The sequence below is a fragment of the Paenibacillus solani genome, assembly GCF_050475945.1.
Classification (GTDB): domain Bacteria; phylum Bacillota; class Bacilli; order Paenibacillales; family Paenibacillaceae; genus Paenibacillus_AQ; species Paenibacillus_AQ solani_A.
In genome coordinates this window covers 425,474-447,300 of sequence record NZ_JBCMXJ010000015.1, presented here as the reverse complement: position 1 = coordinate 447,300, position 21,827 = coordinate 425,474, and the positions used below count along the sequence as shown (strand labels likewise).

Sequence of the window (21,827 nt, the reverse complement as noted above, 5' to 3'; positions counted from 1 at the left end):
ATGAATACGAGAAGAAAAGTCATGTCCGTCTCGATGATCCTATTGCTGGCTATTGCAGCCGTGTTCTTGGTTAGCTTGAATATGGGAACCATGAAAATCCCGCTCGATGAGGTAATAAAAGCTTTCAACGGGACAGGAACTGAGCAGAACTATACCGTGCTCGTGCACTTTCGGTTACCCCGCATGGTTATCGCGATACTGATCGGTGCCGGCATCGCCGTATCAGGCGCCATTCTGCAAAGCGTTTCGCGAAACGCGCTTGCAGACCCCGGCATTCTCGGCATTAACTCCGGAGCAGGACTGGCGGTTGTGCTGTATATCTTTTATTTTCAAGGCAGCTCATTCAGTTCCGGCATATGGTCGGTCTACATCATGCCATTTGCCGCGCTATTCGGTGCCTTTCTTGCTGCATTCCTGATTTATACGCTTGCCTGGAAGCAAGGCGTGACGCCTATCCGGCTGGTTCTCGTAGGGATCGGAATCAACGCCGCTTTTGCAGCGCTCATTATCGTATTTCAGCTCATGATGGACCCTAACAATTTTATGCAGGCTACCATCTGGTTGTCCGGAAGCATCTGGGGAGCAAGCTGGGAGTATGTCTATGCGATCCTTCCGTGGATCCTTCTGCTGGTTCCCTGGGCGGTATATAAATCGCAAAATTTGAATGTGCTCAACCTGGGAGACCATACGGCAACTGGGCTTGGGGTTATGGTGGAGCGCGAGCGAAGAACGCTCCTGTTCATCTCCGTTGCCCTGGCAGGTGCCTGCGTGGCCGTTGGCGGCGGCATCGCGTTCCTGGGACTTGTTGCCCCGCATCTGGCCCGAAAACTGGTGGGACCCCGTCATCAGGGAATGCTGCCTGTCTCTGCACTTCTCGGCTCTCTTGTACTGCTTGTGGCTGATATGATCGGCAAGAACCTGATGGCTCCTTCCGAGATCCCGGTTGGATTGGTCGTCTCCTGCCTCGGAGCACCCTACTTTATATATTTACTGATCAAGGATTAAGTTGAACGGCTATAATAAAAAGACGGCGATTGCCTCCCGGTACATACAGGAGGAAATCGCCGTTCTTTTGTATAATGCGTCTGAGCTTGATTATTATATTGCCTGTGTGACCTACTCCCAGCCAATTGCTGGTACAACCGCTATACGTGGCTATGATTCAGCTCGGACGCAACCTTTTTATTCGCGAGGCTGCTTGCATATGGAATAAATACGGCAAGCGCCAGCGCAAGCATGATTCCTATGATCGTGGTTACGAAAGTAGGATGAATATGGATAGGTGACGGGTCAATCAATCTAAAAGCATATACCAGAGTAATCCCTAGCGTGACCCCTACAAACATTCCGATACATAGGTACAGCAGCACCTGCGTTAGAATGATCTGAACAAGACCCTTTTTATCCACGGAAATGGCCCGTAATACCGCAAATTCTTTACGCTTGCTATAGATGTTGTTAATCAGGGAATTAAATACGCCGATGGTAACACTTAGCATAATCACAATGATAGCACTTAGGAAAAAGGACCATACCCGCGTGTCATAAATAAAGGTGAAGTCGATTTTTTGTCGAATATCCCGTAACAAATGGTCTTGAGGCACGAGATCATCTAGGTTTATATACATCAATTGATTTTGTTTGTTTCCATCTATACCCATCATAACATTTCCCTCCAATGAAAAGACCGCGTAGATACTAATTCTACACGGCCATTCAGAAAACCTATTCAATTCGATTTTGTCAACACTCCCTTACGCGGTCTTTCCTATGCTGCGTACTCAGCAGCAACAGTATTAATGAGCTTTCACTAGAATCTTCACCTGGTTCTTCTCTTTGAGCAGGGCCTCAAAGCCCCTGTCAATAACTTCATCCAGTTGAATCCGCTGAGTTACCAGCTTATCAGCCGGGAAGAACCCTTTTTCCATCAAGCTGATTACAGCCGGGAACACATCGCGATACCCGATGATTCCGGTAATATTGCGTTCCTTCATCACGACATCATTCGGTACGATCGGAGCGGAGGTTTCAAATATGCTGACAATCATAATCTGTCCGCCGATCTTGGTGGAATTGATCGCTTGATTCAGCACAGGTGGAACACCCGTCACTTCAAATGCGACATCTATCCCGCCGCCGGTACGGCGATGAAGTTCCTCAACCACATCGTAAGCCTTAGGATCAATGACGATGGCACCCAATTCTTCAGCCTTTTGTTTACGCTCAGCAGACAGCTCCACGGCGTAAATCTCGGACGCCCCTGCCGCCTTCAATGCTTCGATGACAAGCAGACCGATTGGCCCCGCGCCGAATACGACCGCCCGATCCCCAGCCTTCAACTGGCTCTGGCGCACGGCATACAAAGCGACTGCCGAAGGCTCGACCAAAGCTCCTTGTTCATAGGAGACGCTTTCCGGGATTTTATGAACCATATGCTCATCTGCGGCTACGTATTCGGAGAAACCGCCGCCACCGCCGGCAAGGCCGAGGAAGCCCATTTCGTCGCACAGATTGTATTTTCCTTGTCTACAAGCTGCGCATTTTCCGCATGCAAATACTGGCTCAACAACCACGCGGTCACCAGCCTTGAATTTCGTGACGCCTTCGCCAACCTCTACCACCTGGCCGGAAAATTCATGGCCCATTACCACCGGAGCCTGTTCTCCAGTAAGGGTGTGAGGGGTATTCTCAGGTATAAATATGGGGCCTGCCACGTATTCATGGAGATCACTGCCACAAATTCCGCACCATTCCACCTTGATTTTCACTTTTCCACTCGTTGCTTGCGGCTCTGCGATGGTTTCCAAACGCAAATCCTTTACTCCATGCCAGCGTAATGCTTGCATCGTCTTCATCTCCTTATATGTTAGAAAAAAATACAATGAAATAGGAAACGTTTCCGAAATCAAATATGTCACATTTCTGACAATCTGTCAAACTCAACCGTCAAGAATTTTCGAGATGACCCGCTTAACTCGTCACTGCATTGTCCCAGACTTTTCTTGATAAGGCTGCACATTACCCGTCTATCTATGATTATACTCCGATTTTTCATAATACATTTCCATGATTTAAGAACCCCCATAATGTTATAATATAGATATTGTGCGATTCCTTATCTCCACCACAACAATAACAGGAAACGTTTCCGGATTAGAAAGGAATTTAATATATGGTGAACTCCAAAAAAGTCACAATTGAAGATGTCGCCAAGAAAGCGGGAGTTGGTATTGCAACCGTATCCCGGGCCATCAACAATAGCAAAGGAATCAGTCAAGCAACGAAAGCACGTATTATGCAGGTGATCGAAGAAATCGGATTTAGTCCGGATACATCTGCTCAAAGTCTGAAGGTTCGTCAAACGAATCAAATCGCCTTGGCAGTTCCCGATATCCGTAATGCCATCATTCCGGAAATTGCCTGGTCAGTCGAACAGACTGCCAAACAGCACGGCTATCGGGTCGTTCAGATCAATACAGCAGGTAATGCGCGGAACGAGCTTGAGGTTGTAAGGGATATTAAGAAACTGCACGTCGATGGCTTAATTATTATGCCGCTCGCCTATCCCAAAACACTAGGCGACCTGATCAACAAATCGAGTCTCCCTGTATCTATCATCAATTACGGAAAACAATTGGGAGAAGAATATCGAGCCGATATTGTAGGGCTTGCACGCCATGAGGGCAGGCTTGTCATGGAGCATCTGCTGAAAATAGGACGCACCCGGATTGCATATGCCGGAGCACCAAAAGATAAAATTGAGGAGCGGTATTGGGCATACGAGCAATCGCTTACGCAAGTTGATCCGTCACTGGTTTATTTCGGAGAGGATTTCTCATTTGAAACAGGCGTCCGCGCAGCAGACTACTTCCACGGCTTGAAGCATATGCCTGACGCGATCTACGCGGTGAACGATATGGTTGCTATCGGTATCGTCAACCGTTTCAAAGAACTAAAGGTTCGGGTTCCCGATGATGTTGCCGTCGTCGGCATTGACAACAATGTATGGACCACCGTCACGACGCCTCAGATCAGCTCGGTGTCCATTATGGGCGATGAAGTAGCCCGGCTGGCTACGGAACTGCTGCTCAAGCGGCTCCGTGAGCGAATCACGGGTCAGTATGAACGTGTGCAATTTGAACCTCGGCTGATCGTCCGGGAATCCAGCGTGTCCATGATCCGAAGCGCAACAACAGATTAGCAGCTAACGATTCAACATAAAAAGCGCTTGAAACACAAAGTTTCAAGCGCACTCATCTATTGCTTCTTTTGCTGTCTTTCACTTTAGCTCTACGCAAGTCAGTATATCTAAAGAAATTCCCGCTTCACAAGACTGTCTACATATTCACTCACATAATTCGAATCATCCAAACGGGATTGGACTTCCTTTTCCCATGTCGCCGCATCCCGCAATGAAGCAAGAGGAGCATTGGCATACCACGACACCACCTCGTCTCGCCGTATCGTAAAGGCTTGGTCTTCAAAGGCGAAGATCAGTTTCTGCAAATTATCAATCAGCACAAAATTCGCAGTGGAATTATACACGAGCAACTGCTTCAGCTTCTCCTCTTGGAGATCACCCGCTCTGGCCTGGAATCGAAGCTCAGCTGTCAATTGTTCCGGATAAAGTTGAAAAGTGCGCCCGATGTCACGCATGGGAAGCGAGGCGTTCAAATTCATGAGGTTTGAAGCATTTCCCATATACGGACTGGCGAATTTAAGCGATTTACGAATATCATGCGTGAGCGGATCATTCTGCTCTGCTTCGTATTGAATGGCTTGTTCATGTGCCCGTGGCTTGATAAATCCCTCCACAGCAACTATACTTCCGATCCCTATGAGAAGCAGCATAATGATAATCCAGTTCTTCCTGTTCATAATTCCTTCACCTCAAGTTGAGTAGTAAGCTTGGAAGCTTTACGGATTAGCAACGGGATCAGGATCGATGTCAGCGGTATGGCGTACGGAACAAAGGTAGCATAGAACGAATAAGGTCCCTGGATGCGCAACTCGCGGCCAAACCATACATCGCTGCCAAATTGAATAATAAACGTATATGCCCACATTACCATAATAAATACTCCCCAGAGCGACCAGGCCCATTTGCGCCATTTGGCCAATTTACCTGCATTAATAATGCCTGTCTGCTTATCATACCTTTTCAAATGTCGTGACATAGATAAATATAGGGCTCCGCTCAGGATGACAATGCATAAGAATAGCATGTTCGCCCATATACCACTTGCCACGAAACGGAAGGGAATCGTACATATCCAGGCTAACAAAGAATAGATTAGTGTGCTCTGGACAAGCTCATAACGGAGTCGATAGCTGTACACTTTTTGATTATCGTCAATAAGAGTCTCAATATCATCAATATTATGGATAGCCAGACTGATAGCCGACTGATATTCCATGCCATTCTCCAAATAATCTGAAACACGTGCTTCCAAATTACTGAGCACCTCATTCTTCAGCTCTACGACTTCCTTGGTTTTACGCTGGTTTGCAAAGAGGCGTTCGACAAAGATTTCCAGATCATTACTATTGTTGTACATTGTCAAGACATCTCCTTCCCGTTCTCGATCAGAACATCGATAATTTCACGGACAGCTCTCCACTCTTCCTGATTTTGCTGCAAACGTGCATGCCCCTCTTGGCTGAGGTTATAATATTTACGCCTTCCACCTTGGGTTTCTTCTCCCCAATAGGAACGAATAAAACCCTGTTTCTCCAACCTTCTCAAACTGGCATACAGCGTTGGTTCTTTAAGCTCAAAGCGATTCCCGCTCCGCAATGAAATTTCCTTAATAATGTGATAACCGTAATTGTCACCATCCGCCAGCACGCTCAAAATAAAGGTATCGACATGTCCGCGGATCAAATCACTGTTATATATGGGTTCAGTCAATACCTGTACCTCCTCCTCATATGGAATGGTTAGGTATAATGTATCTTATACTACTATGTTTGTCAAAGTAATATTCCAGATAGTTATATTTGGATGTTCATTTTTAACCGAAATGAGACCATAGAAATAGGCTGCCTCCACTTCTTAGATTGACGTGTCACAAGCTCCTACTATATAATTTTTGAAAGTTCTTCCTATTATAAATAGGATTCATACTATATTGTCTATGACATCCGCACGCTTCATAAGCATATAAGTACTTGCAGGAGGAGAAGGTTTTGCTTTCTAAATATATACGACGACTGAAATACTATATTCTCCGAACCCTCCGCATGCACAATAGCGATCACCGAATTGCGCTCGGCTTTGCCGTTGGCTTTTTCCCTTGCTGGTATCCAACTTTCGGCATGGACCTGCTCCTAGCCCCGTTGTTCGCTCGCATGGTAAGAGGGAATGTCCCTTCCTCCTTTTTGGCAGCTTCGACCGGTTCCGTTCTGTGGCCAGTCCTGTTTTATTTAAATTATCGGATCGGGGTTTTTGTTCATCTGTTTACTACTTTTCCTGCATCTTTCAAAATCGAAGATGCGTTTACCGCCCCTGTCCCTGAGACGGATTATTTGGTTGAGACGAGTCATTTTGGCAGATTAGGTGATATGGGCGTTAACTTTCTCGTGGGGGCCCTCATAAACAGCATTCTGTCTACCCTCATTCTCTATATTCTGATGCGCATCATACTCACCGTTTACCGCAGACCCTTGCTTAAAAAGATTAAACAATCCATTCGAAATAGAAAATCGAAGTCGTAACTAATAAAAAAACGCCCGGAGCTCAGCTTCGTGGCGTTTTTTTATGTGATTCTGAATGCTGTCTGTCTTCTTTGAAATTTATCGTTAGCTTTTGATCAATTTCTTTGAAAACCCGGTATAACTTTCGAAGACCATGGCAACCTAACAAAGGATCAATCTATACTACATACCCGCAAGGGAGGGAAGCCCTGAATGAAACCGAAAATACAATGCGACCTGTTAGCCCTTGTTAAACAACGACTGGAAAAATGTGAGGATGTCATCTATCAGGCGCTGCGCATCCACGGCTCGACATGCACGATGATCTACATCGAATCCATTGTGGATAACCGTACGCTGCAGGAAAGCATCATCAGTCCGTTGATTAAAGAGTCAGCAGCGGTGGAGGAGCATTTTGACAGTTTCATTGATCGGTTGGATCGCGGAGATATGCTGTCGGTACCATTCGAGCGTTCTTCCTCTGCGGATTACATTGCAAATATGATTGTGTCGGGAAATGCCGCCATGATTGTAGAGCCATTATCGGAAAGTTATTTATTTGACATCGCCCAATATCAGAAAAGAGCCGTTTCCGAATCCCAGAACGAACAGGTCGTTAACGGCCCCCAAGAAGCCTTTATCGAAGATATCAACACAAACTTGTCATTGCTCCGGCATAAAATTAAACACACCGATCTTAAGACCATTCGTTATCAGATCGGGGACTATTCCAAGACTACCGTATACATGGTGTATATCGACGGGTTATGCAAACCCGAGATCGTTTCACAGTTGGACCAGAAACTGAGCAGCATAACCATTGATGGGGCTTTTGGAGTCAGCACCTTGTCCGAACAGATGAAGGAAGCTGTCATATCCCCATTCCCGCAGTTTCAGTATACAGAACGTCCAGATTCCGTAGCTGCATCACTACTGGAAGGAAGAGTTGGCCTCATGCAGGATGGGACACCATCCACACTACTCGTACCCGTTACCTTGTTCTCTATGCTCCAATCATCCGAGGATTATTATCACAGTTTCTTCTCTTCCAGCTGGATAAGATTGATTCGCTTTCTCTTTGCCATCATCTCGCTGCTCTTGCCTTCGCTGTATGTAGCGATTACGACATTTCAACCTTCCATCATTCCGACTGACCTGCTCATCACTATTACGGCATCACGTGAAAACATTCCATTCTCGGCATTGATGGAAGCGCTGATTATGGAGCTTACCTTCGAGGGGCTTCGGGAAGCTGGAACCCGAATCCCCAAGCCTGTCGGCCAGACCATATCCATTATTGGAGCTATCGTTATTGGTCAGGCTGCAGTTGCAGCCGGCATCGTATCCAACCCGATGGTGATTGTAGTGTCGATTACTGGCATTGCTTCTTACATCATTCCGCATTTCGAGCTTGGGTTAACGTTCCGCCTGCTGCGTTTTCCCATTCTGATTTTTGGAGGGACCCTCGGCCTGATCGGAGTATTTGCCGCCGCCTTCCTTGTATATGGACATATGGCTTCCCTAAGATCATTTAATACGCCTTATTTACAGCCAATCGCACCTCTTATACTGTCCGAATGGAAAGACACCTTGATACGGGTACCTTCCATGCGTATGAAGAATCGCCCAAAATCGTATGCATCTAACAACAATATACGGAGAAGGGATTGATCATGAGGTCTCTACTTATTTATCTCATATTAATACTGACGTTTTCGCCATTAATGGGATGCTCCCAAAATCAAACCAAGGTGGAAATCAACCAACAAGCTTTTGTATTTGCATTATATGTGAACAAAGGAAAGCAAGAGGGCAACACGGAGGTTACGATCAGCACTCCTCTACCAAACAGGCTCACTTCAGGACAACAGGCTGGCGGACACGGAAACGGAGCCCCTTATGCCATGGTTACCAGGGAGGCTTCTACGGTTCAAGATGCACTGAAACTGATCCAACGGGATCTCACCCGGCGATTTGATTTCAGTCACACACGAGTTGTTGTCGTTGGCAGAAGCTACGCGGAGGCAGGTTTGAAAGATCTGATGGATTGGCTTCAGCGTGAACCGACCACGAACCTCAATACGTTCCTTATGGTCGCACCGGGAGATGCAAAGAAAGTGGCGGAACTAACTCCTATCTATGAACAGATGCCTTCAGAGGTTCTGATTCGCATTGCGGAACAACACAATATTATTCCAACTAATCTGAGGGATTGCCTTTACGCCGAATCAGGCAACCAGGGCTACGCGCTGACCTATCTTTCAGCTGGATTGAAGCCCATGGTAGCCGAGCAAGAAAAGCTGGAGCCGTGGACAGGCGTTCAAGGAACAGCCTTGTTCCAGAGTCATAAAATGTTGACCACGGTCCCATTGAACGAATCGCTTACGATCAGTTGGGCCGTTAATGAAATCAAGGCTCCGCTTTATACCGTTTCATGGGACGAAAAAGGAAAGGCGAGCATTCTTCTGATTTCAACCAAATCCACCCGGTCCGTGCGTATGGTTTCGGGTCACCCCGTGTTCACAGTCAAATTAAGCGGATCTGGAGATATTGTATACAAACGAAACTATAATCAATACGATACACCAGAAGTGAAGAGGATTATCGAACGCGAGCTCAACAATCAAGTCGCTGGGGATTTGAGAAGGGCTCTGCATGCGTCACAGCGGGTAGGCTCAGACGTCGTACAATTAGGTATGCTGGTGGATTGGAACTACCCGAATCACTGGGAAAAGGTTCGTGCTAACTGGTCTGAATATTACAAAAATGAAGTCGAAATCGAAGTGGTTACGGATATCAAAATCCGCAACTTTGGAACTATTTTGAGAACGAAGCCGGAATAAAGGAGAATGTCATGATCGCTCTTCTGTTTCTCGTATATTCTTTGGTGGAATGGTATATGGCGAAGAGAAAGACACGAGCACCACGCGAAAAATGGACGATGCTCATTCTGATCATTGTGCTATCAACATGGAACTTCGTTTCCGTAGTAAACGATAAATGGTTCACCCCCAACCATTTGATTCTATTGTTGTTCGGGTGGATGGATCGATTCTAAACGGAAAGGATGTGTAAAAAGGTCATGCGCAACACGCCCTGGCAGTTGTTCCGTTTCGGATTTATTTACCTGAATGCCATACCTACAGGTTTTCTGGTAAGTCCTCTTATGCACAATTCAGCTTATTTAGGTTGGCTTGCAATTCTGGGCGGTTATGCGATGAGTTTACTCTTTCTCTGGTTTACAGTAAGACTAGGACTTTGGGATCCTCAGCGACCTTGGGTCGATTTTGGCGATAAGCTCGTCACCAAGTGGGTTCATTTCCCAATTGTCGCTCTGATTCTATTCTGGGCCATCAATTATGTAGCCATGGATATCGAAAGCTTCACTTTATTCTTTAGTACCAATTACATGCGAGAATCACCGCAGTGGGTGGTCCTACTCGTCGTCGGCTTTGTAATCATCATTACTGCAAGATGGGGATTGGAAACGATGATCTACATTTCGGACGGGTTATTTATCGTCATAGTCATTACGATTGTGGCAATGAATGTATTCTTCTTCCAGGATGCCCATTCTGAAATGATGATCGCCTTGATCAGGCATCATAATTACGGCTCGGTAATCAAGGATAGCCTATTCTGCCTTACCTTCTTCGCTGAATGGATCGTCTTTCTCTTTCTCGCGCCCTATCTCAAATTCGATCGGAGATCATTTCGTAATCTTGCTGCAGCGGGCATCCTGGTAATGATAGCCTCATTACTCCAATGGGCAACAGCTATACTGAATTTCGGTCCCTATTTAGGAGGGGAAATGCAATATCCACTTATTGAATTAATGCGTTCTGCAAGGGGCATTCTCGGAAATTCCGATCCACTTGTCATCGGATTATGGAGCAGTTCGCTGTTTCTGCACAGCGCCTTCCTGATCCATGTAGGTGTAAGATGCTTGGCAAGACTTCTAAATCTTAATCAAATGGATAGACCGTTGATTGTGATACTGGGTGGGACAGCAATCGTTCTGGCCTACCAATATGCACAAGACCCCATTAAATTCCTTGAAAGCTTTAATTCTTTCGGCATGGCCATGTTCTTCCTCCTGATGGAGTTCATCCCTATTTTCTATTGGGTTGCCTCTCGGTTCCGCAAACGCAAGCACAGAAAAAAACCTCAACCGAAATCAGGTTAAGATAGCATCGGTATGCATCCCGGAGAGCGGCGTAACCGCTCTCCCTGTTTGTGTACCGATATAACTAAGAATCTTAACAAATTAACAACATTTTATGTAAGCGCTTCCCAAAAAAGGTTCTTTTATTGTAAGCAATTGGCATATTATATAGTACAGTAGACCAGCTAGCAAGGGTGGCAGCAGGAGGTGATAGGCATGGGCGTAAATGAAGCTTTGGCTTTAATGATATCGTTCGCCACTCTGGTCGTTTCGATCCTTGCCTTCCATAATAAGAAATAGACCCGTCCCTCATACAGATGAATCTATTTCTTACGTCTGGTTGCAAGCAAATATCCGCCTTGCAGGCGATCATCTGCTGTGTTTGGGAGTCGGCGGCAACCGGCTCCTTTTTTGCCATACACAAACATATCCTATTCCTGATTTGATCGATTTATGACTCGGACATGCGCTAAGTAGTAAGGATCGTTTTGACTGTTGCTAAAATTTTCTCAATCTGTTTGGAGCTCTGCTCGTACATTTCCTTCGCCTGCTTGCTCTTCGTGCTGAGGCTGAACAACTCCAAATCAGCCTGACATTTCTTTAAATTTGCATATAGCAGCTTTCGTTCCTCATTCTGAGGCGTCTGGATCTGATCATCATACAAATCGATGGTCAATTGTCCATAAGTATCTACCTGGGCAAGATATACATCCTGGAGTTTAGCCCCCTGCTTGTCCAGTTCTTCCGTCAGCCATCCTTGATTGAAGCCCATCACGCGCAGCGGTTCATCCATCACCTGGCCGTCCATGACAACGACTTGGGCAACCTTCTCAGACGCAACCTGAACCCCAAGATCCTTAGGGGTCAGAGGTAAACTCTCTCGGGTCTGCAAAATGTTGATCTCGCCGCTGGACTCCATGATGGCAAATTCTACGTCAGCAACCTGAAACACACTCTTTTTCCTCAACTGCTCCATCAACTCATCGGAAGTCAAGCGTTCCTTCTTCAAATTATCTTCTAATATCTTGCCATCCTTGATGAGCACGGTCGCCTTAAAATCAATAAAATCCCTGACTTTCTTGCTCTTGAGCTGCAAAAACTCGATAAGCAAAGAACAGGCTACCCATACCGCCAGCGCAATTAATCCTAAATACCAATTCGCTTCAAGATCCAGGGAGATATAAGCAACCAAGCTGCCGATCGTAATCCCCGTCAGATACTCAAAAAAAGATAGCTGCGAAACCTGGCGTTTGCCAAGTAATTTCGTCATGAAAAACAGCACAACGACTGCACATAAGGTTCTAAGTACAATTTCTAACCATTGCGGCACAAGAAAGACCTCCTAAGCGATTATTGACTTGGTCATTAACGAACTCATCGACCAATACTCTATAGATTATTGTCAATTTCTCATTATCGAAATCACTCCATTATTCCCCAGATTAATTCCATGCATGGTTCTTTGGCATTATGCGTACATTATTACGCATGAAAGGAGTGATCAAACACAATGACTGTAGCTTCCGATGTTAAAACATGTCTTTCTTCCCTAAAAAGCGCTCAGGCGAGCCTTGAGCAATTCGCATTGTCTACCCAAGACCAAAATGCCAAAGATCTATTCACAGCTGCCGCACAACAAACACAGCAGGTCGTAGACCAAGTAGCTCAGCGAGTTCAGCAGCTTGAACAGGAAGAGCCTCAGTACAAAGGCTTCTAATACTTTGTTCTTGTTCCAAGATATGCATCGTCCTGCCTCCTATCCTTTCCGATAGGAGGCTATTTAGTTACATGATTAATGATTGTGTTATCCTCCCTCTCAAGGTAAAGTGTAATAGTGGAAAATGGAATATAGGGGGTAGTTTACAATGAAAATTGGTATGCGTCCCATTGACGTCATTACGTTCGGAGAGTCCATGGGTTTATTATATCCCGAAGGAGTGAAAGGCATCGGCCAAGGCGGAAGTATGGCACAGTCCTTCGGAGGTGCTGAAAGCAACATCGCTATTGGCCTCGCCAGGCTCGGCTGCAGCAGTGGATGGTTTGGTCAACTCGGCAATGATCCGATCGGAACCGGTATTTTGAAAGCGCTTCGAGGCGAAGGGGTTGACATTTCCCGCGCCAGACAAACGGATTCTGGACCCACTGGCCTCATGCTAAGACAAAAGGTCCGTGGGCAATCCTCTGTCTATTACTATCGAAAAGGCTCCGCTGCGAGTCAGTTTAAGCCGGAACATATCGATTCTGAATACATAGCCAGCGCAAATATCCTTCATTTCACGGGTATCACTGCAGCCTTGAGCAGCAGTTGTCTGGAAACGATTCGCCATGTCATTTCAGTATGCAAAGCGAATAATGTACGGATCAGTTTTGATCCTAATGTCAGGCTTAAATTATGGAACATCGAGGATGCACGTCCTGTACTGCTGGAGCTTGCAGAATCCTGCGATTATTTTTTACCTGGCTATGATGAGTGCAAGCTGTTGTTTGAAACAGACGATGAACAGATCATCCTTGATCGCCTCCGACAGCTGCCCGCTATATCCGTTATCAAGAGCTTCAATGACAGCAATGTCATTGTTCATCAGGACCATATTTACTCCCTGCCCTTTGAACCGGTTGATCAGGTTGTGGATACCGTGGGAGCAGGTGACGGCTTCTGTGCCGGGTTCCTGGCAGGCATCGCCAAAGGTTGGACCCCGGAAGAAGCTCTGGCCCTTGGCGGCTTAACAGGGGCTCTAGTTATCCAGGCACCTGGTGATTGGGAAGCACTCCCTACATGGGAAGAGGTTGAGCAGCTTCGTGGCAATTCGGTTCATATCGAGCGCTGACGATACTTTGTATACGGGTCATTTTATCTACTATATAGAGACGGAGTGTGTCGCATGAAAAAATTGAGACTGATCGAACAGATTCACCATGCAGGCGTTGTAGCCGTACTTCGTGGAGATTCTCCCGAACAAGTGGTCGAGATTGCGAAGCATGCGATTGAAGGCGGGATCAAAATAATCGAAGTCACCATGACCGTACCGTTTGCGACCGAAGCCATGACAACCCTATCGAAAATGTACACATCTGAAGATCCGCTAGCGGACAACTATGCCATCATCGGCGCCGGTACGGTACTCGATGCCGAAACTGCCAGAATTGCCATATTGGCTGGTGCCGAATTTGTTGTCTCGCCCAGTTTCGATCGCGATACCATCATGCTCTGCAACCGCTACCGTATACCCGTTATGCCAGGTGCTGTAACCGTGCATGATATTGTAGCTTCCCTGGAACTTGGTGTCGATGTCATCAAGCTCTTCCCGGGTAATCTGTACGCTCCATCGGTCATTCCATCGCTTAAGGGTCCGCTTCCGCAGGCCAACATCATGCCTACGGGAGGCGTCAATTTGGACAACCTGCATGAATGGATAGAGGCTGGCGCATTTGCCGTGGGTATCGGATCCGATTTGACCAAAGACGCACTCCGCAGCGGCGACCTTAATCTCATTACGGAGAAGGCACGCGCTTATATTCATGCCTTTGAAAAAGCTAAAGCAAGCAAATAATTACGCGAGAAACAGAACAAAAAGCCTATCAAGTCTTCTCTTGACAGGCTTTTTGTTCTTCCTAATGGATTCTTTTTTGAGGGAATACACGTTTATGGGTGCATATTCCTGTGGTCACCCCACCTGCAAAGATGGTCAGAAGGGAGTACATGAAGGTGCTGCCCGACAGCAAGAGACCGCCAACGCCAATGATCATGACATCCATAAGTAGAATAATGACCCCTACATTCATTGGCACATATTTCGCCAGAAAATGGGCTAACAAATCCGTCCCTCCCGTACTTGCATCGTTTCTGAGCATAAATCCAAGCCCGATTCCTATTAACGCACCGCCAATAGGTGCACTAAAGAGAATATTTGACGCGAGGATTTGTGCAGCATCCCTCCGCAATGGTGAGAGCAAATCAATCATAAAGGATGAAATGAGCATACCTGAGAGGCTGTTATAGAAGATCTCACGATTGAGGACCCAGGCTGCTATAAACATAGGGATCCCGCATAAAACAATGACAAACCCGATATGTAGATCGAACACATAGTTGGCAATTAAGGCAATACCGATAACCCCGCCATCCAAAATCTTATGCGGGACAAGAAAGAAATTAGTCCCTATCGAGATCAGTAAGCTACCGATCACAATAATGACATGTTTTCGCAATGACCACATATCCCCATCTCCATTTATTAGAGCATGTCTAAATCATATGCTTGTCAATCCGAAAAATTGCAAATTCATTGTCCCGGATTCAAAAAAAATGCGATGCGTATACTCAACGTTATTCAGCTTTTACATATATCAAGCGTTCCGTCCGCGCCATCACCTTGGTCTTCATATATGGATAATTCTCATAGCAATAATCCACAAAGTACCCAGGCTTCTCTCCATTCCAAGGGAAGATATCATAGTGCATTGGAATGGTGAGGTCGATGTTCGACGCTGCGGCGAGCTCTGCTGCCTCCCGGAAACCCATATTGCCAACAATCCCGTCCCGCCGGCGGAATGCATCCCCCCCATTAATCGGCAGCATCCCGATATCAATAGAATAGGCTTGCAATCTCTGAGCCAGGCCCGGATATACAACCGTATCCCCCGCATGATAGAACAATACGCCTTCAATATCCACCAGATATCCAACATATCGATGTCCTAACTCCTCATGCTCTTCCAAGCTTTCATGGGCCGCAGGAATCGCCATCAGCCGAAAACCCTCAAACTCCTGCCACTGGTCACACCTAGCAGCCAACAAACACTCAGCAGCTACGCCTACTCCAAGCATCGCTTCATGACAGCATGCAGGGGCAATAAACATAGTCTCTGGACTCTGTTTAGCAATGACCGATATCGTTGCAAGATCCATATGATCATCATGCTCATGGGTAATCAACACCATGTTTGCATTCGTAATATGTTCAGGAGTGAGCGGTGCAGGAAATGCCCGCTTGACTCCTGCTTTGCGCTCCAACTCATCCGACATATAAGGGTCGACATAAATGATGGCATTCCCTCCCTTGAGCACAACACTCTCCTGCCCTAGAAACCATACCGCCACCATGCCTTCAGAAGTAGAAGTCCGATTGATTTCTTCGATCAACTCTTCTGAGCCGCGTAACTTGCTATTCTGTTCCTTCATCTCTATCATTTCTCCTCCCCTTCGCTCATGACCAGATTATAGCCTGCCCTCATGAGCAAGAAATGCTCTCGTTGGTCCCATGACTTGTACATACTATACCCATAATAAGCGAACCAGTATCGAAACATCTCCATAACGTTTGTAACCTACCACCTCTACACTATATACTGGTAATTAGGAAACTCTCACAGTTATAGAAGAGGTGACATGAATGGACCAAATGAAAGAAGCCTATGAGCGACTAGGTCTACCTGAGGAAGCAACCAGGGAACAGCTTGATGACCGATATACACTGCTCATGCGCCAGACCCGCTCTCATCAAAGGCGGGAACCGGACCGTGCCGAGGAGATTGAAGCCGAATTTGCCGAAATCACCAAATCTTACAAATTCATCCTGGAAGAAGAAAATCGTAAATCTTTAGAAGAGATGAATCAGAAAAGGTACGGTAAATACAAGAAGTTTGCCGGGACAGCGGAAAAAACCGACCATTTCTTCCGTTATTATAAATTTCATGTACTCGGCGGTATCGCTCTGGTCGGCCTGCTTATTTATATCGTAATCAGTATTTTCAATCACCAAGCGGAGAAAGAACGTCTGGCTAGTTTGCCTCCGGTTGATCTGGAAGTCATGTTCCTCGGCTCATATATGAATCAGGATGCAGGACAAGACCTTAAACCGATCGAAGACGCGATATTGGCACAATTTCCTGAATGGAAACGCGTCACGGTTACCCTGAATTATGTTCCTCCTCTGGATTCCAGTAATCCGCAGGATGCAGTCATGCTGCAAAAGGCGCTGTTAGTGTTGACCACCGAACGCCCGGATCTGTATATCATGGATCAGAATGCATTTAATTGGGTTGGTAATCAAGGCATGGTACGGCCTCTCGAACCAGAGGTGGAAGGCGAGCTGAAGGATATGCTGACACCAGAGATGTTATTAAAGGGCAAGAACGAGGAAGATGGTTCAGAACATGTGTATGCCATCGATATTATGAACAGTAAGCTAAGTGAAGAACTACCTTTACTGAAGAAAGAAATGTTCGCAGGGATTCGAGGAGATACCAAGCGGAATGACAATGCCATGCACTTCATCAAGCAATATCTGGAGTCGACTCCGTAAACGATTGGACACACTTTCATAAACACATGAATAATAGCCTCTGCATTGAGCCTTTCGGCCAATAGCAGAGGCTATTATAGTTTTAGATAGCATTATTGATTAACAATTGAGCTCAGAGATGTAAAGGCATGCGGCGCAAATCCTTCGGATGGTTCGCGGTGAGGGTTATTCACGCGAAAAATATAACCTTGCCCATCCATTTCATCAACAATATAAAACTTGGTCAGATCTTCGCCTTCCCCTATCATATACACCGAAGCATTTTGCATGGCCTGATTCCTTTCACTGTCTTCAGCTATACGGACTTTGCCAATCTCCTCAAGTTCTTTCTCTGCTTGCGATTGAAGTTCATCGCTGTCATAGTCCGCAGGCAGCTTCGTAATTTCCACATAATAATTATTATCAACATTCATGATCAGCTTGCCGGTTTCTGCGTCAAAGGAAAAGATATCAAAAACATATAGCGCGTAGCCATCCCCTTCCACGAGTTTGGCTGTTTTGGTCTCTTTCATCCCTTCCAGCTCAAGCTCAAAATCCTTGGTCGCGGGAAGCTGAGCATGCTCTAAGCCCCTATCACCGTCTACCTCTTCCACCGTCAGCTTAATGAGTACCAGCTGTTTCAATTCTTCTTCACCCTGGGCGGGCTGCACTCTATACTCATATGAAACCGACTCATTGCCCTGCAGTTTGGATATAACCTGATCCATGCCTTCACCCAAGCGGAATGCGGACGGACCATCGGCCGTTTCAATTTCAACGGAGTTATTATCGATTTGACCTACATAAGTGCCTGTTCCTTGCTTGATCTGGTCATTCGGCTGCTTGACACCTTCCTCTATCGGATTCCGCTTAAGCGGCGGTTGAGAAGTCTCTTCACCACCGCATGCCGTAAGCGCAATCAGAAGCATAACAGCGCTCGCTGCTGCTAGCATTTTGCACCTGTGCTGATGCATTGCCATAAAAAACCACCTCCATCATCCTAAACGGGAAACTTGTTGTTGAAGTTGCATTTTTACACTTTTTCTAGCATTCGTCCCACATTCTCATCAAAACAATGATGATAGATTCCCTTTTCTTATCAAACAAGGTATTCTAGTATTACAGACTCAATTAGTAGATAAAGGGAGATGTTCATGCCTGGTACAATTAGAATTTTTGCTGACAGCACCTGCGACTTGCCGTCCTCGTGGATAGAAGAATATAATATCGGCATTGTTCCGCTTTATGTCGTATTTGGAGAACAATCCTTACGCGATGGAGTCGACATTACACCCGAGCAGCTCTACGCCAAAGTAGATCAGACCGGCAGCCTGCCCAAAACAGCGGCTCCCTCACCGTCTGACTTCATTGCCGCCTTCACGCCCTCCATCGAGCAAGGTGAAGATATTCTGTTCCTGAGCATTTCCTCAGAGCTCTCTTCCACTTACCAAAATGCGCTAATAGCCGCGGGAGAACTTCCGGAAGGCCGGGTCACGGTCTTTGATTCGCGGAATCTATCCTCAGGTATTGGACTGCTTGTCATGAAGGCTGTACATGCGGCCCGTGCAGGCTCGTCGATACCCCATATCGTGGAGTTATTAAGCAGTATCGTGAATGAAGTGGAATGCGAATTCGTTGTTGATACGCTGGATTATTTGTATAAGGGCGGGCGCTGTTCCGGCATGCAGAATATTATCGGCAGTCTGCTGAAAATCCGTCCGGTTATCAAGGTCATGGACGGCAGCATGACGCCTGCATACAAGGTTCGCGGCAAGAAGGAAAAGGCCCTCGACCAAATGATACAGAATGCCCTGGTGCAAGTTGATAACATGGACAATGATCTGATCGTTGTTGTACATACCATGGCAGAAGAGGAAGCCCGCTTCCTGCAGAAGCAGCTGCAAGAGAAAACCGGTGCTAAACAGGTTAGCATTTCGACAGCTGGTTGTGTCATTTGCAGTCACTGTGGTCCTCAAACCGTTGGTCTCATGTACACCAAGAAGCCATCTTAAAGTTTGTTCATCCGAAGACAGTCCTGCAATGTAAACACTTCAGCAGGATTGTCTTTTTTGGAATATCGTCTGCCGGATCCTATGCTCCTATATAAACACATGACCCTCCCGCTAAGCCAATCGGATGACCTTCCTAGACTAAAGTCTAGGTTAAACATTCCCCGATGGACCGAGGACACTCCGGCTCTTGCATGGTATTCTTGGATTAATCCATTTACATAAGGAAAGGAACGACGTTTGATGATGAAACGTACCATATTGGCACCTCTGCTCATCCTGCTCGGCGCTTACTTACTATTAAATCAAGGCGGAACGGTTGGTCCCGGTTCAATCTTTGCCACATTCTGGCCCACGATGTTTGTGATCCCACTCGGATTATTTTTCCATTGGATGTATTTCTCGCTTGTTGGACGCAAGGGAATCGGACTGTTAATACCAGGCGGCGTCCTGCTCACTGCCGGTATTGTCAGCCAAATCGCCACCCTGTTCGACTCATGGGGATCCATGTGGCCCGGCTTTATTCTGGCGGCCGCCGCAGGGCTGTTTGAGTTCTATTGGTTCGGTTCGCGTAACAAGTGGCTGCTTATTCCAATTAACATTCTGACTGTGCTCTCCCTGCTGTTCTTCATTGTATTCTCCATAGGACCGGTAATGAGCTACCTGTCATTCATACAGCCTGTCATTGCCGTCATTCTTGTACTTGGCGGAGCATGGCTGATTCTTGGGCGAAGAAGACATAGTTAAGTAATACCTCGTTAAACCGTTAAACAATGCATAAAGGCAATCCGAAGGATAACTAAATTCGGATTGCCTTTATATGTTTATGAATATTAAGGATTACGCCGCCATGAATTATGAAGACGCAGTGACAGCGAAAGATTCATTACTTTGAAACAGATGATGAATGCTGCGAATATACCGGACAGTTCTCGTGCCAAAGTACATCATGACGGAATGGGTTTTTAGCCCGCTGTCCCGCATTTATTTAACCCCTTGCAGGAAATCTCCTACTGTTACACCGGTTGCTACGAACAATACACTGCAGAAACCATCATATAAGTAACACAACTAAAAAAGCATGCTTATAGGAATCATCTCCCCTTAAGCATGCCTTGTTTATCCTTCGAGGATCACCATTGTCATTCATTAATTAAGGGATTCTGTCCCTTTACATTCTCCTTTCCCGCAGTATCCATAAATAATCTTCACACCGTCGCTCGGGATTGTATCCACCATCTCGTCACATCTGGAGCATATAATCAGGCCCCATTCCTCATTTGTCTTGTCTTTAGCTGCCTCCGGGCTTGTTAACGCTTTCATTATATTTCCTCCTTAGGCTTATTCACCTTGCTGCAAGGCCATTTACACCTGCTCGTTAGCCAAACAACCCGTTGCAACATGCTCGATATTAATCCTTAATCTCCGGCTCACGCCTCCCTTTATTTCCCACTGTAATCATAATATATTGGATTATAAATGAAGTTATGAGTACATCATGTTTAATACAAACAAAAAATTGAAAACTTGACGAAAGAATAATCTGCCCAACGATGAATTTATATCCTTAAATTGGAACCGCATGATAAAATATTCTTCGGAAATGATAGTCATTTGACATTATTGATGGAGGGTTTAGGTTGAAGAACACATGGCAGCTCATTAAGAAAGGAAATACCTCTTCTGCCATCGCGGCACTTGGCAACACGGGATTAGCGGTGATCAAGGGAATTGCCGCATCGGTCAGCGGCAGCGGAACCATGTTCGCATCGGCTATGCATTCGGTGGCAGACGCCGTGAACCAGGGATTTGTATTTGTCGGCAGTGTGCTCGCCGAGCGAAAGCCGACCAAGAAGTTTCCCACCGGCTTCGGCAGGGTCATAAATCTGGTCTGTATGGTGGCGGTGATCGTGGTTACCATTATGGCCTATGAGACGATCCTTAAAGGCTTTAAACTGTTAAAGCATCCGGAGGAAGCCACAAACTTCTGGCTCAATTTCATTGTGCTGGCTGTCGCCGTACTCATCGACGGCTCGATTCTGTTCAAAGCCATGAAAGAGATTATGAAAGAAACGCACGTTCAGGCATCCGGCCTTGCCCTGCTGCCAGCGGCTTTCAAGCACGCAGGCCGTGCTGCTCCACCGACAAGACTGGTGTTCTATGAAGATATCGTAGCAACACTGGGTGCCCTCTTTGCTCTGATTGCTATTGTGTTCGCCCATTTCTTCCATTTCCTCATCCTGGACGGAATTGCGACCATCCTGATCGGCTGTCTCATGGTAGGCGTGGCGTTTAAGGTCGGCTACGATAACATGGTTGGCTTAATTGGAGTAGCCGCTCCGAATGAAGTTGAAGAGAAGATATCCAAGCTCATTCTAAGCGATCGTGACGTTCGTGATATCAATCGCCTGCGAATTCTGCAGGAAGGCCGAAACTATCATGTAGAGGCCTATATTGAACTGAAGAAGGGAATGACCTTGGCTGAGGCTGGCCATTCCAAGATGAGGATCAATGCCCTGCTGAATCAGGATCCGAATATTTCGGATGTGACCCTCGGCATTTTGGAGGATGATGGCATCAAGCTCTGGAATCCGAGCGAAGACATCGATAAATAGATAGTCAAAGAGGCATCCTCAGGGTTCGAATGAACCTCGGGTATGCCTCTCTTTTCAT

25 protein-coding genes are annotated in these 21,827 nt (G+C 46.3%); 15 read left to right on the top strand and 10 right to left on the bottom strand.

Annotated elements, in window-relative coordinates; genetic code table 11:
• Positions 1 to 1,005: a FecCD family ABC transporter permease gene (locus tag ABEQ74_RS17030; RefSeq protein ID WP_430123602.1), complete on the top strand. Its 1,005-nt coding sequence runs from the start codon at positions 1 to 3 to the stop codon at positions 1,003 to 1,005.
• 140 nt (positions 1,006 to 1,145) lie between these two features.
• Here ABEQ74_RS17030 and ABEQ74_RS17025 read toward each other — a convergent pair whose 3' ends face one another.
• Positions 1,146 to 1,664: an FtsX-like permease family protein gene (locus ABEQ74_RS17025; RefSeq protein WP_430123306.1), complete on the bottom strand. Its 519-nt coding sequence runs from the start codon at positions 1,662 to 1,664 to the stop codon at positions 1,146 to 1,148.
• 132 nt (positions 1,665 to 1,796) lie between these two features.
• Positions 1,797 to 2,846 carry a 2,3-butanediol dehydrogenase gene (locus ABEQ74_RS17020; RefSeq protein ID WP_430123305.1) on the bottom strand — a complete coding sequence of 350 codons (1,050 nt, stop codon included), beginning with the start codon at positions 2,844 to 2,846 and terminating at the stop codon, positions 1,797 to 1,799.
• Positions 2,847 to 3,172: 326 nt separating this feature from the next.
• On the opposite strand from ABEQ74_RS17020, the gene ABEQ74_RS17015 reads away from it, so the two are divergent.
• Complete coding sequence (locus ABEQ74_RS17015; protein ID WP_430123304.1) at positions 3,173 to 4,201, top strand: LacI family DNA-binding transcriptional regulator; 1,029 nt, start codon at positions 3,173 to 3,175, stop codon at positions 4,199 to 4,201.
• A gap of 107 nt (positions 4,202 to 4,308) precedes the next feature.
• Here the strand turns inward: ABEQ74_RS17015 and ABEQ74_RS17010 are convergent, their stop codons facing one another.
• From ABEQ74_RS17010 to ABEQ74_RS17000, 3 genes are read right to left on the bottom strand one after another with little or no spacing between them, the layout of a single operon-like run.
• Positions 4,309 to 4,878, bottom strand: a complete 570-nt coding sequence (locus ABEQ74_RS17010; RefSeq protein WP_430123303.1) for a DUF4825 domain-containing protein — start codon at positions 4,876 to 4,878, stop codon at positions 4,309 to 4,311.
• The gene (locus ABEQ74_RS17005) at positions 4,875 to 5,558 is read right to left on the bottom strand and encodes a permease prefix domain 1-containing protein (RefSeq protein WP_430123302.1); all 684 of its coding nucleotides are present in this window, start codon (positions 5,556 to 5,558) and stop codon (positions 4,875 to 4,877) included. Before ABEQ74_RS17005 ends, ABEQ74_RS17010 begins: the two co-directional genes overlap by 4 nt.
• A gap of 2 nt (positions 5,559 to 5,560) precedes the next feature.
• The gene (locus tag ABEQ74_RS17000) at positions 5,561 to 5,911 is read right to left on the bottom strand and encodes a PadR family transcriptional regulator (RefSeq protein ID WP_430123301.1); all 351 of its coding nucleotides are present in this window, start codon (positions 5,909 to 5,911) and stop codon (positions 5,561 to 5,563) included.
• A 278-nt stretch (positions 5,912 to 6,189) separates the two neighbouring features.
• Here ABEQ74_RS17000 and ABEQ74_RS16995 point away from each other — a divergent pair, with 278 nt between their 5' ends.
• From ABEQ74_RS16995 to ABEQ74_RS16970, 6 genes are all read left to right on the top strand, one after another.
• Entirely contained in the window at positions 6,190 to 6,717 is a 528-nt protein-coding gene (locus ABEQ74_RS16995) for a DUF2062 domain-containing protein (RefSeq protein ID WP_430123300.1), read from the top strand.
• A gap of 192 nt (positions 6,718 to 6,909) precedes the next feature.
• The gene (locus ABEQ74_RS16990) at positions 6,910 to 8,367 is read left to right on the top strand and encodes a spore germination protein (RefSeq protein WP_430123299.1); all 1,458 of its coding nucleotides are present in this window, start codon (positions 6,910 to 6,912) and stop codon (positions 8,365 to 8,367) included.
• Between the two features lie 2 nt (positions 8,368 to 8,369).
• Complete coding sequence (locus ABEQ74_RS16985) at positions 8,370 to 9,539, top strand: Ger(x)C family spore germination protein (RefSeq protein ID WP_430123298.1); 1,170 nt, start codon at positions 8,370 to 8,372, stop codon at positions 9,537 to 9,539.
• An 11-nt stretch (positions 9,540 to 9,550) separates the two neighbouring features.
• A complete protein-coding gene (locus ABEQ74_RS16980; protein ID WP_430123296.1) occupies positions 9,551 to 9,754 on the top strand; it encodes a hypothetical protein in 204 nt (67 codons plus the stop codon).
• Between the two features lie 24 nt (positions 9,755 to 9,778).
• Positions 9,779 to 10,882, top strand: a complete 1,104-nt coding sequence (locus tag ABEQ74_RS16975) for a GerAB/ArcD/ProY family transporter (protein ID WP_430123295.1) — start codon at positions 9,779 to 9,781, stop codon at positions 10,880 to 10,882.
• A gap of 195 nt (positions 10,883 to 11,077) precedes the next feature.
• Positions 11,078 to 11,161 (top strand): putative holin-like toxin, encoded by an 84-nt coding sequence (locus ABEQ74_RS16970; RefSeq protein WP_223260591.1) that lies wholly within the window; start codon positions 11,078 to 11,080, stop codon positions 11,159 to 11,161.
• A gap of 169 nt (positions 11,162 to 11,330) precedes the next feature.
• Here the strand turns inward: ABEQ74_RS16970 and ABEQ74_RS16965 are convergent, their stop codons facing one another.
• Positions 11,331 to 12,191: a DUF421 domain-containing protein gene (locus ABEQ74_RS16965; RefSeq protein WP_430123294.1), complete on the bottom strand. Its 861-nt coding sequence runs from the start codon at positions 12,189 to 12,191 to the stop codon at positions 11,331 to 11,333.
• Positions 12,192 to 12,371: 180 nt separating this feature from the next.
• On the opposite strand from ABEQ74_RS16965, the gene ABEQ74_RS16960 reads away from it, so the two are divergent.
• The 3 genes from ABEQ74_RS16960 to ABEQ74_RS16950 all read left to right on the top strand — a co-directional run bounded on the left by ABEQ74_RS16960 (position 12,372) and on the right by ABEQ74_RS16950 (position 14,412).
• Positions 12,372 to 12,578: a DUF1657 domain-containing protein gene (locus tag ABEQ74_RS16960; protein WP_053491912.1), complete on the top strand. Its 207-nt coding sequence runs from the start codon at positions 12,372 to 12,374 to the stop codon at positions 12,576 to 12,578.
• Between the two features lie 148 nt (positions 12,579 to 12,726).
• Entirely contained in the window at positions 12,727 to 13,689 is a 963-nt protein-coding gene (locus ABEQ74_RS16955) for a sugar kinase (RefSeq protein WP_430123293.1), read from the top strand.
• 54 nt (positions 13,690 to 13,743) lie between these two features.
• Complete coding sequence (locus tag ABEQ74_RS16950) at positions 13,744 to 14,412, top strand: bifunctional 2-keto-4-hydroxyglutarate aldolase/2-keto-3-deoxy-6-phosphogluconate aldolase (RefSeq protein ID WP_430123292.1); 669 nt, start codon at positions 13,744 to 13,746, stop codon at positions 14,410 to 14,412.
• A gap of 61 nt (positions 14,413 to 14,473) precedes the next feature.
• Here ABEQ74_RS16950 and ABEQ74_RS16945 read toward each other — a convergent pair whose 3' ends face one another.
• Both ABEQ74_RS16945 and ABEQ74_RS16940 read right to left on the bottom strand, forming a co-directional pair.
• The gene (locus ABEQ74_RS16945; RefSeq protein WP_430123291.1) at positions 14,474 to 15,079 is read right to left on the bottom strand and encodes a YitT family protein; all 606 of its coding nucleotides are present in this window, start codon (positions 15,077 to 15,079) and stop codon (positions 14,474 to 14,476) included.
• 109 nt (positions 15,080 to 15,188) lie between these two features.
• Positions 15,189 to 16,043, bottom strand: coding sequence for an MBL fold metallo-hydrolase (locus ABEQ74_RS16940; protein WP_430123290.1), 855 nt, complete (start codon positions 16,041 to 16,043; stop codon positions 15,189 to 15,191).
• Positions 16,044 to 16,254: 211 nt separating this feature from the next.
• Here ABEQ74_RS16940 and ABEQ74_RS16935 point away from each other — a divergent pair, with 211 nt between their 5' ends.
• Positions 16,255 to 17,166: a J domain-containing protein gene (locus ABEQ74_RS16935; RefSeq protein WP_430123289.1), complete on the top strand. Its 912-nt coding sequence runs from the start codon at positions 16,255 to 16,257 to the stop codon at positions 17,164 to 17,166.
• A gap of 92 nt (positions 17,167 to 17,258) precedes the next feature.
• Here the strand turns inward: ABEQ74_RS16935 and ABEQ74_RS16930 are convergent, their stop codons facing one another.
• Positions 17,259 to 18,125, bottom strand: coding sequence for a hypothetical protein (locus tag ABEQ74_RS16930; RefSeq protein ID WP_430123288.1), 867 nt, complete (start codon positions 18,123 to 18,125; stop codon positions 17,259 to 17,261).
• Positions 18,126 to 18,299: 174 nt separating this feature from the next.
• On the opposite strand from ABEQ74_RS16930, the gene ABEQ74_RS16925 reads away from it, so the two are divergent.
• Both ABEQ74_RS16925 and ABEQ74_RS16920 read left to right on the top strand, forming a co-directional pair.
• Positions 18,300 to 19,157, top strand: a complete 858-nt coding sequence (locus ABEQ74_RS16925) for a DegV family protein (RefSeq protein ID WP_430123287.1) — start codon at positions 18,300 to 18,302, stop codon at positions 19,155 to 19,157.
• A gap of 240 nt (positions 19,158 to 19,397) precedes the next feature.
• Complete coding sequence (locus ABEQ74_RS16920) at positions 19,398 to 19,901, top strand: hypothetical protein (protein WP_430123286.1); 504 nt, start codon at positions 19,398 to 19,400, stop codon at positions 19,899 to 19,901.
• A 402-nt stretch (positions 19,902 to 20,303) separates the two neighbouring features.
• Here ABEQ74_RS16920 and ABEQ74_RS16915 read toward each other — a convergent pair whose 3' ends face one another.
• Positions 20,304 to 20,477 carry a GapA-binding peptide SR1P gene (locus ABEQ74_RS16915; RefSeq protein WP_430123285.1) on the bottom strand — a complete coding sequence of 58 codons (174 nt, stop codon included), beginning with the start codon at positions 20,475 to 20,477 and terminating at the stop codon, positions 20,304 to 20,306.
• A 317-nt stretch (positions 20,478 to 20,794) separates the two neighbouring features.
• Between ABEQ74_RS16915 and ABEQ74_RS16910 the strand changes: the two genes are divergently transcribed.
• Positions 20,795 to 21,769, top strand: a complete 975-nt coding sequence (locus ABEQ74_RS16910) for a cation diffusion facilitator family transporter (RefSeq protein WP_430123284.1) — start codon at positions 20,795 to 20,797, stop codon at positions 21,767 to 21,769.
• Positions 21,770 to 21,827 lie beyond the last annotated feature (58 nt).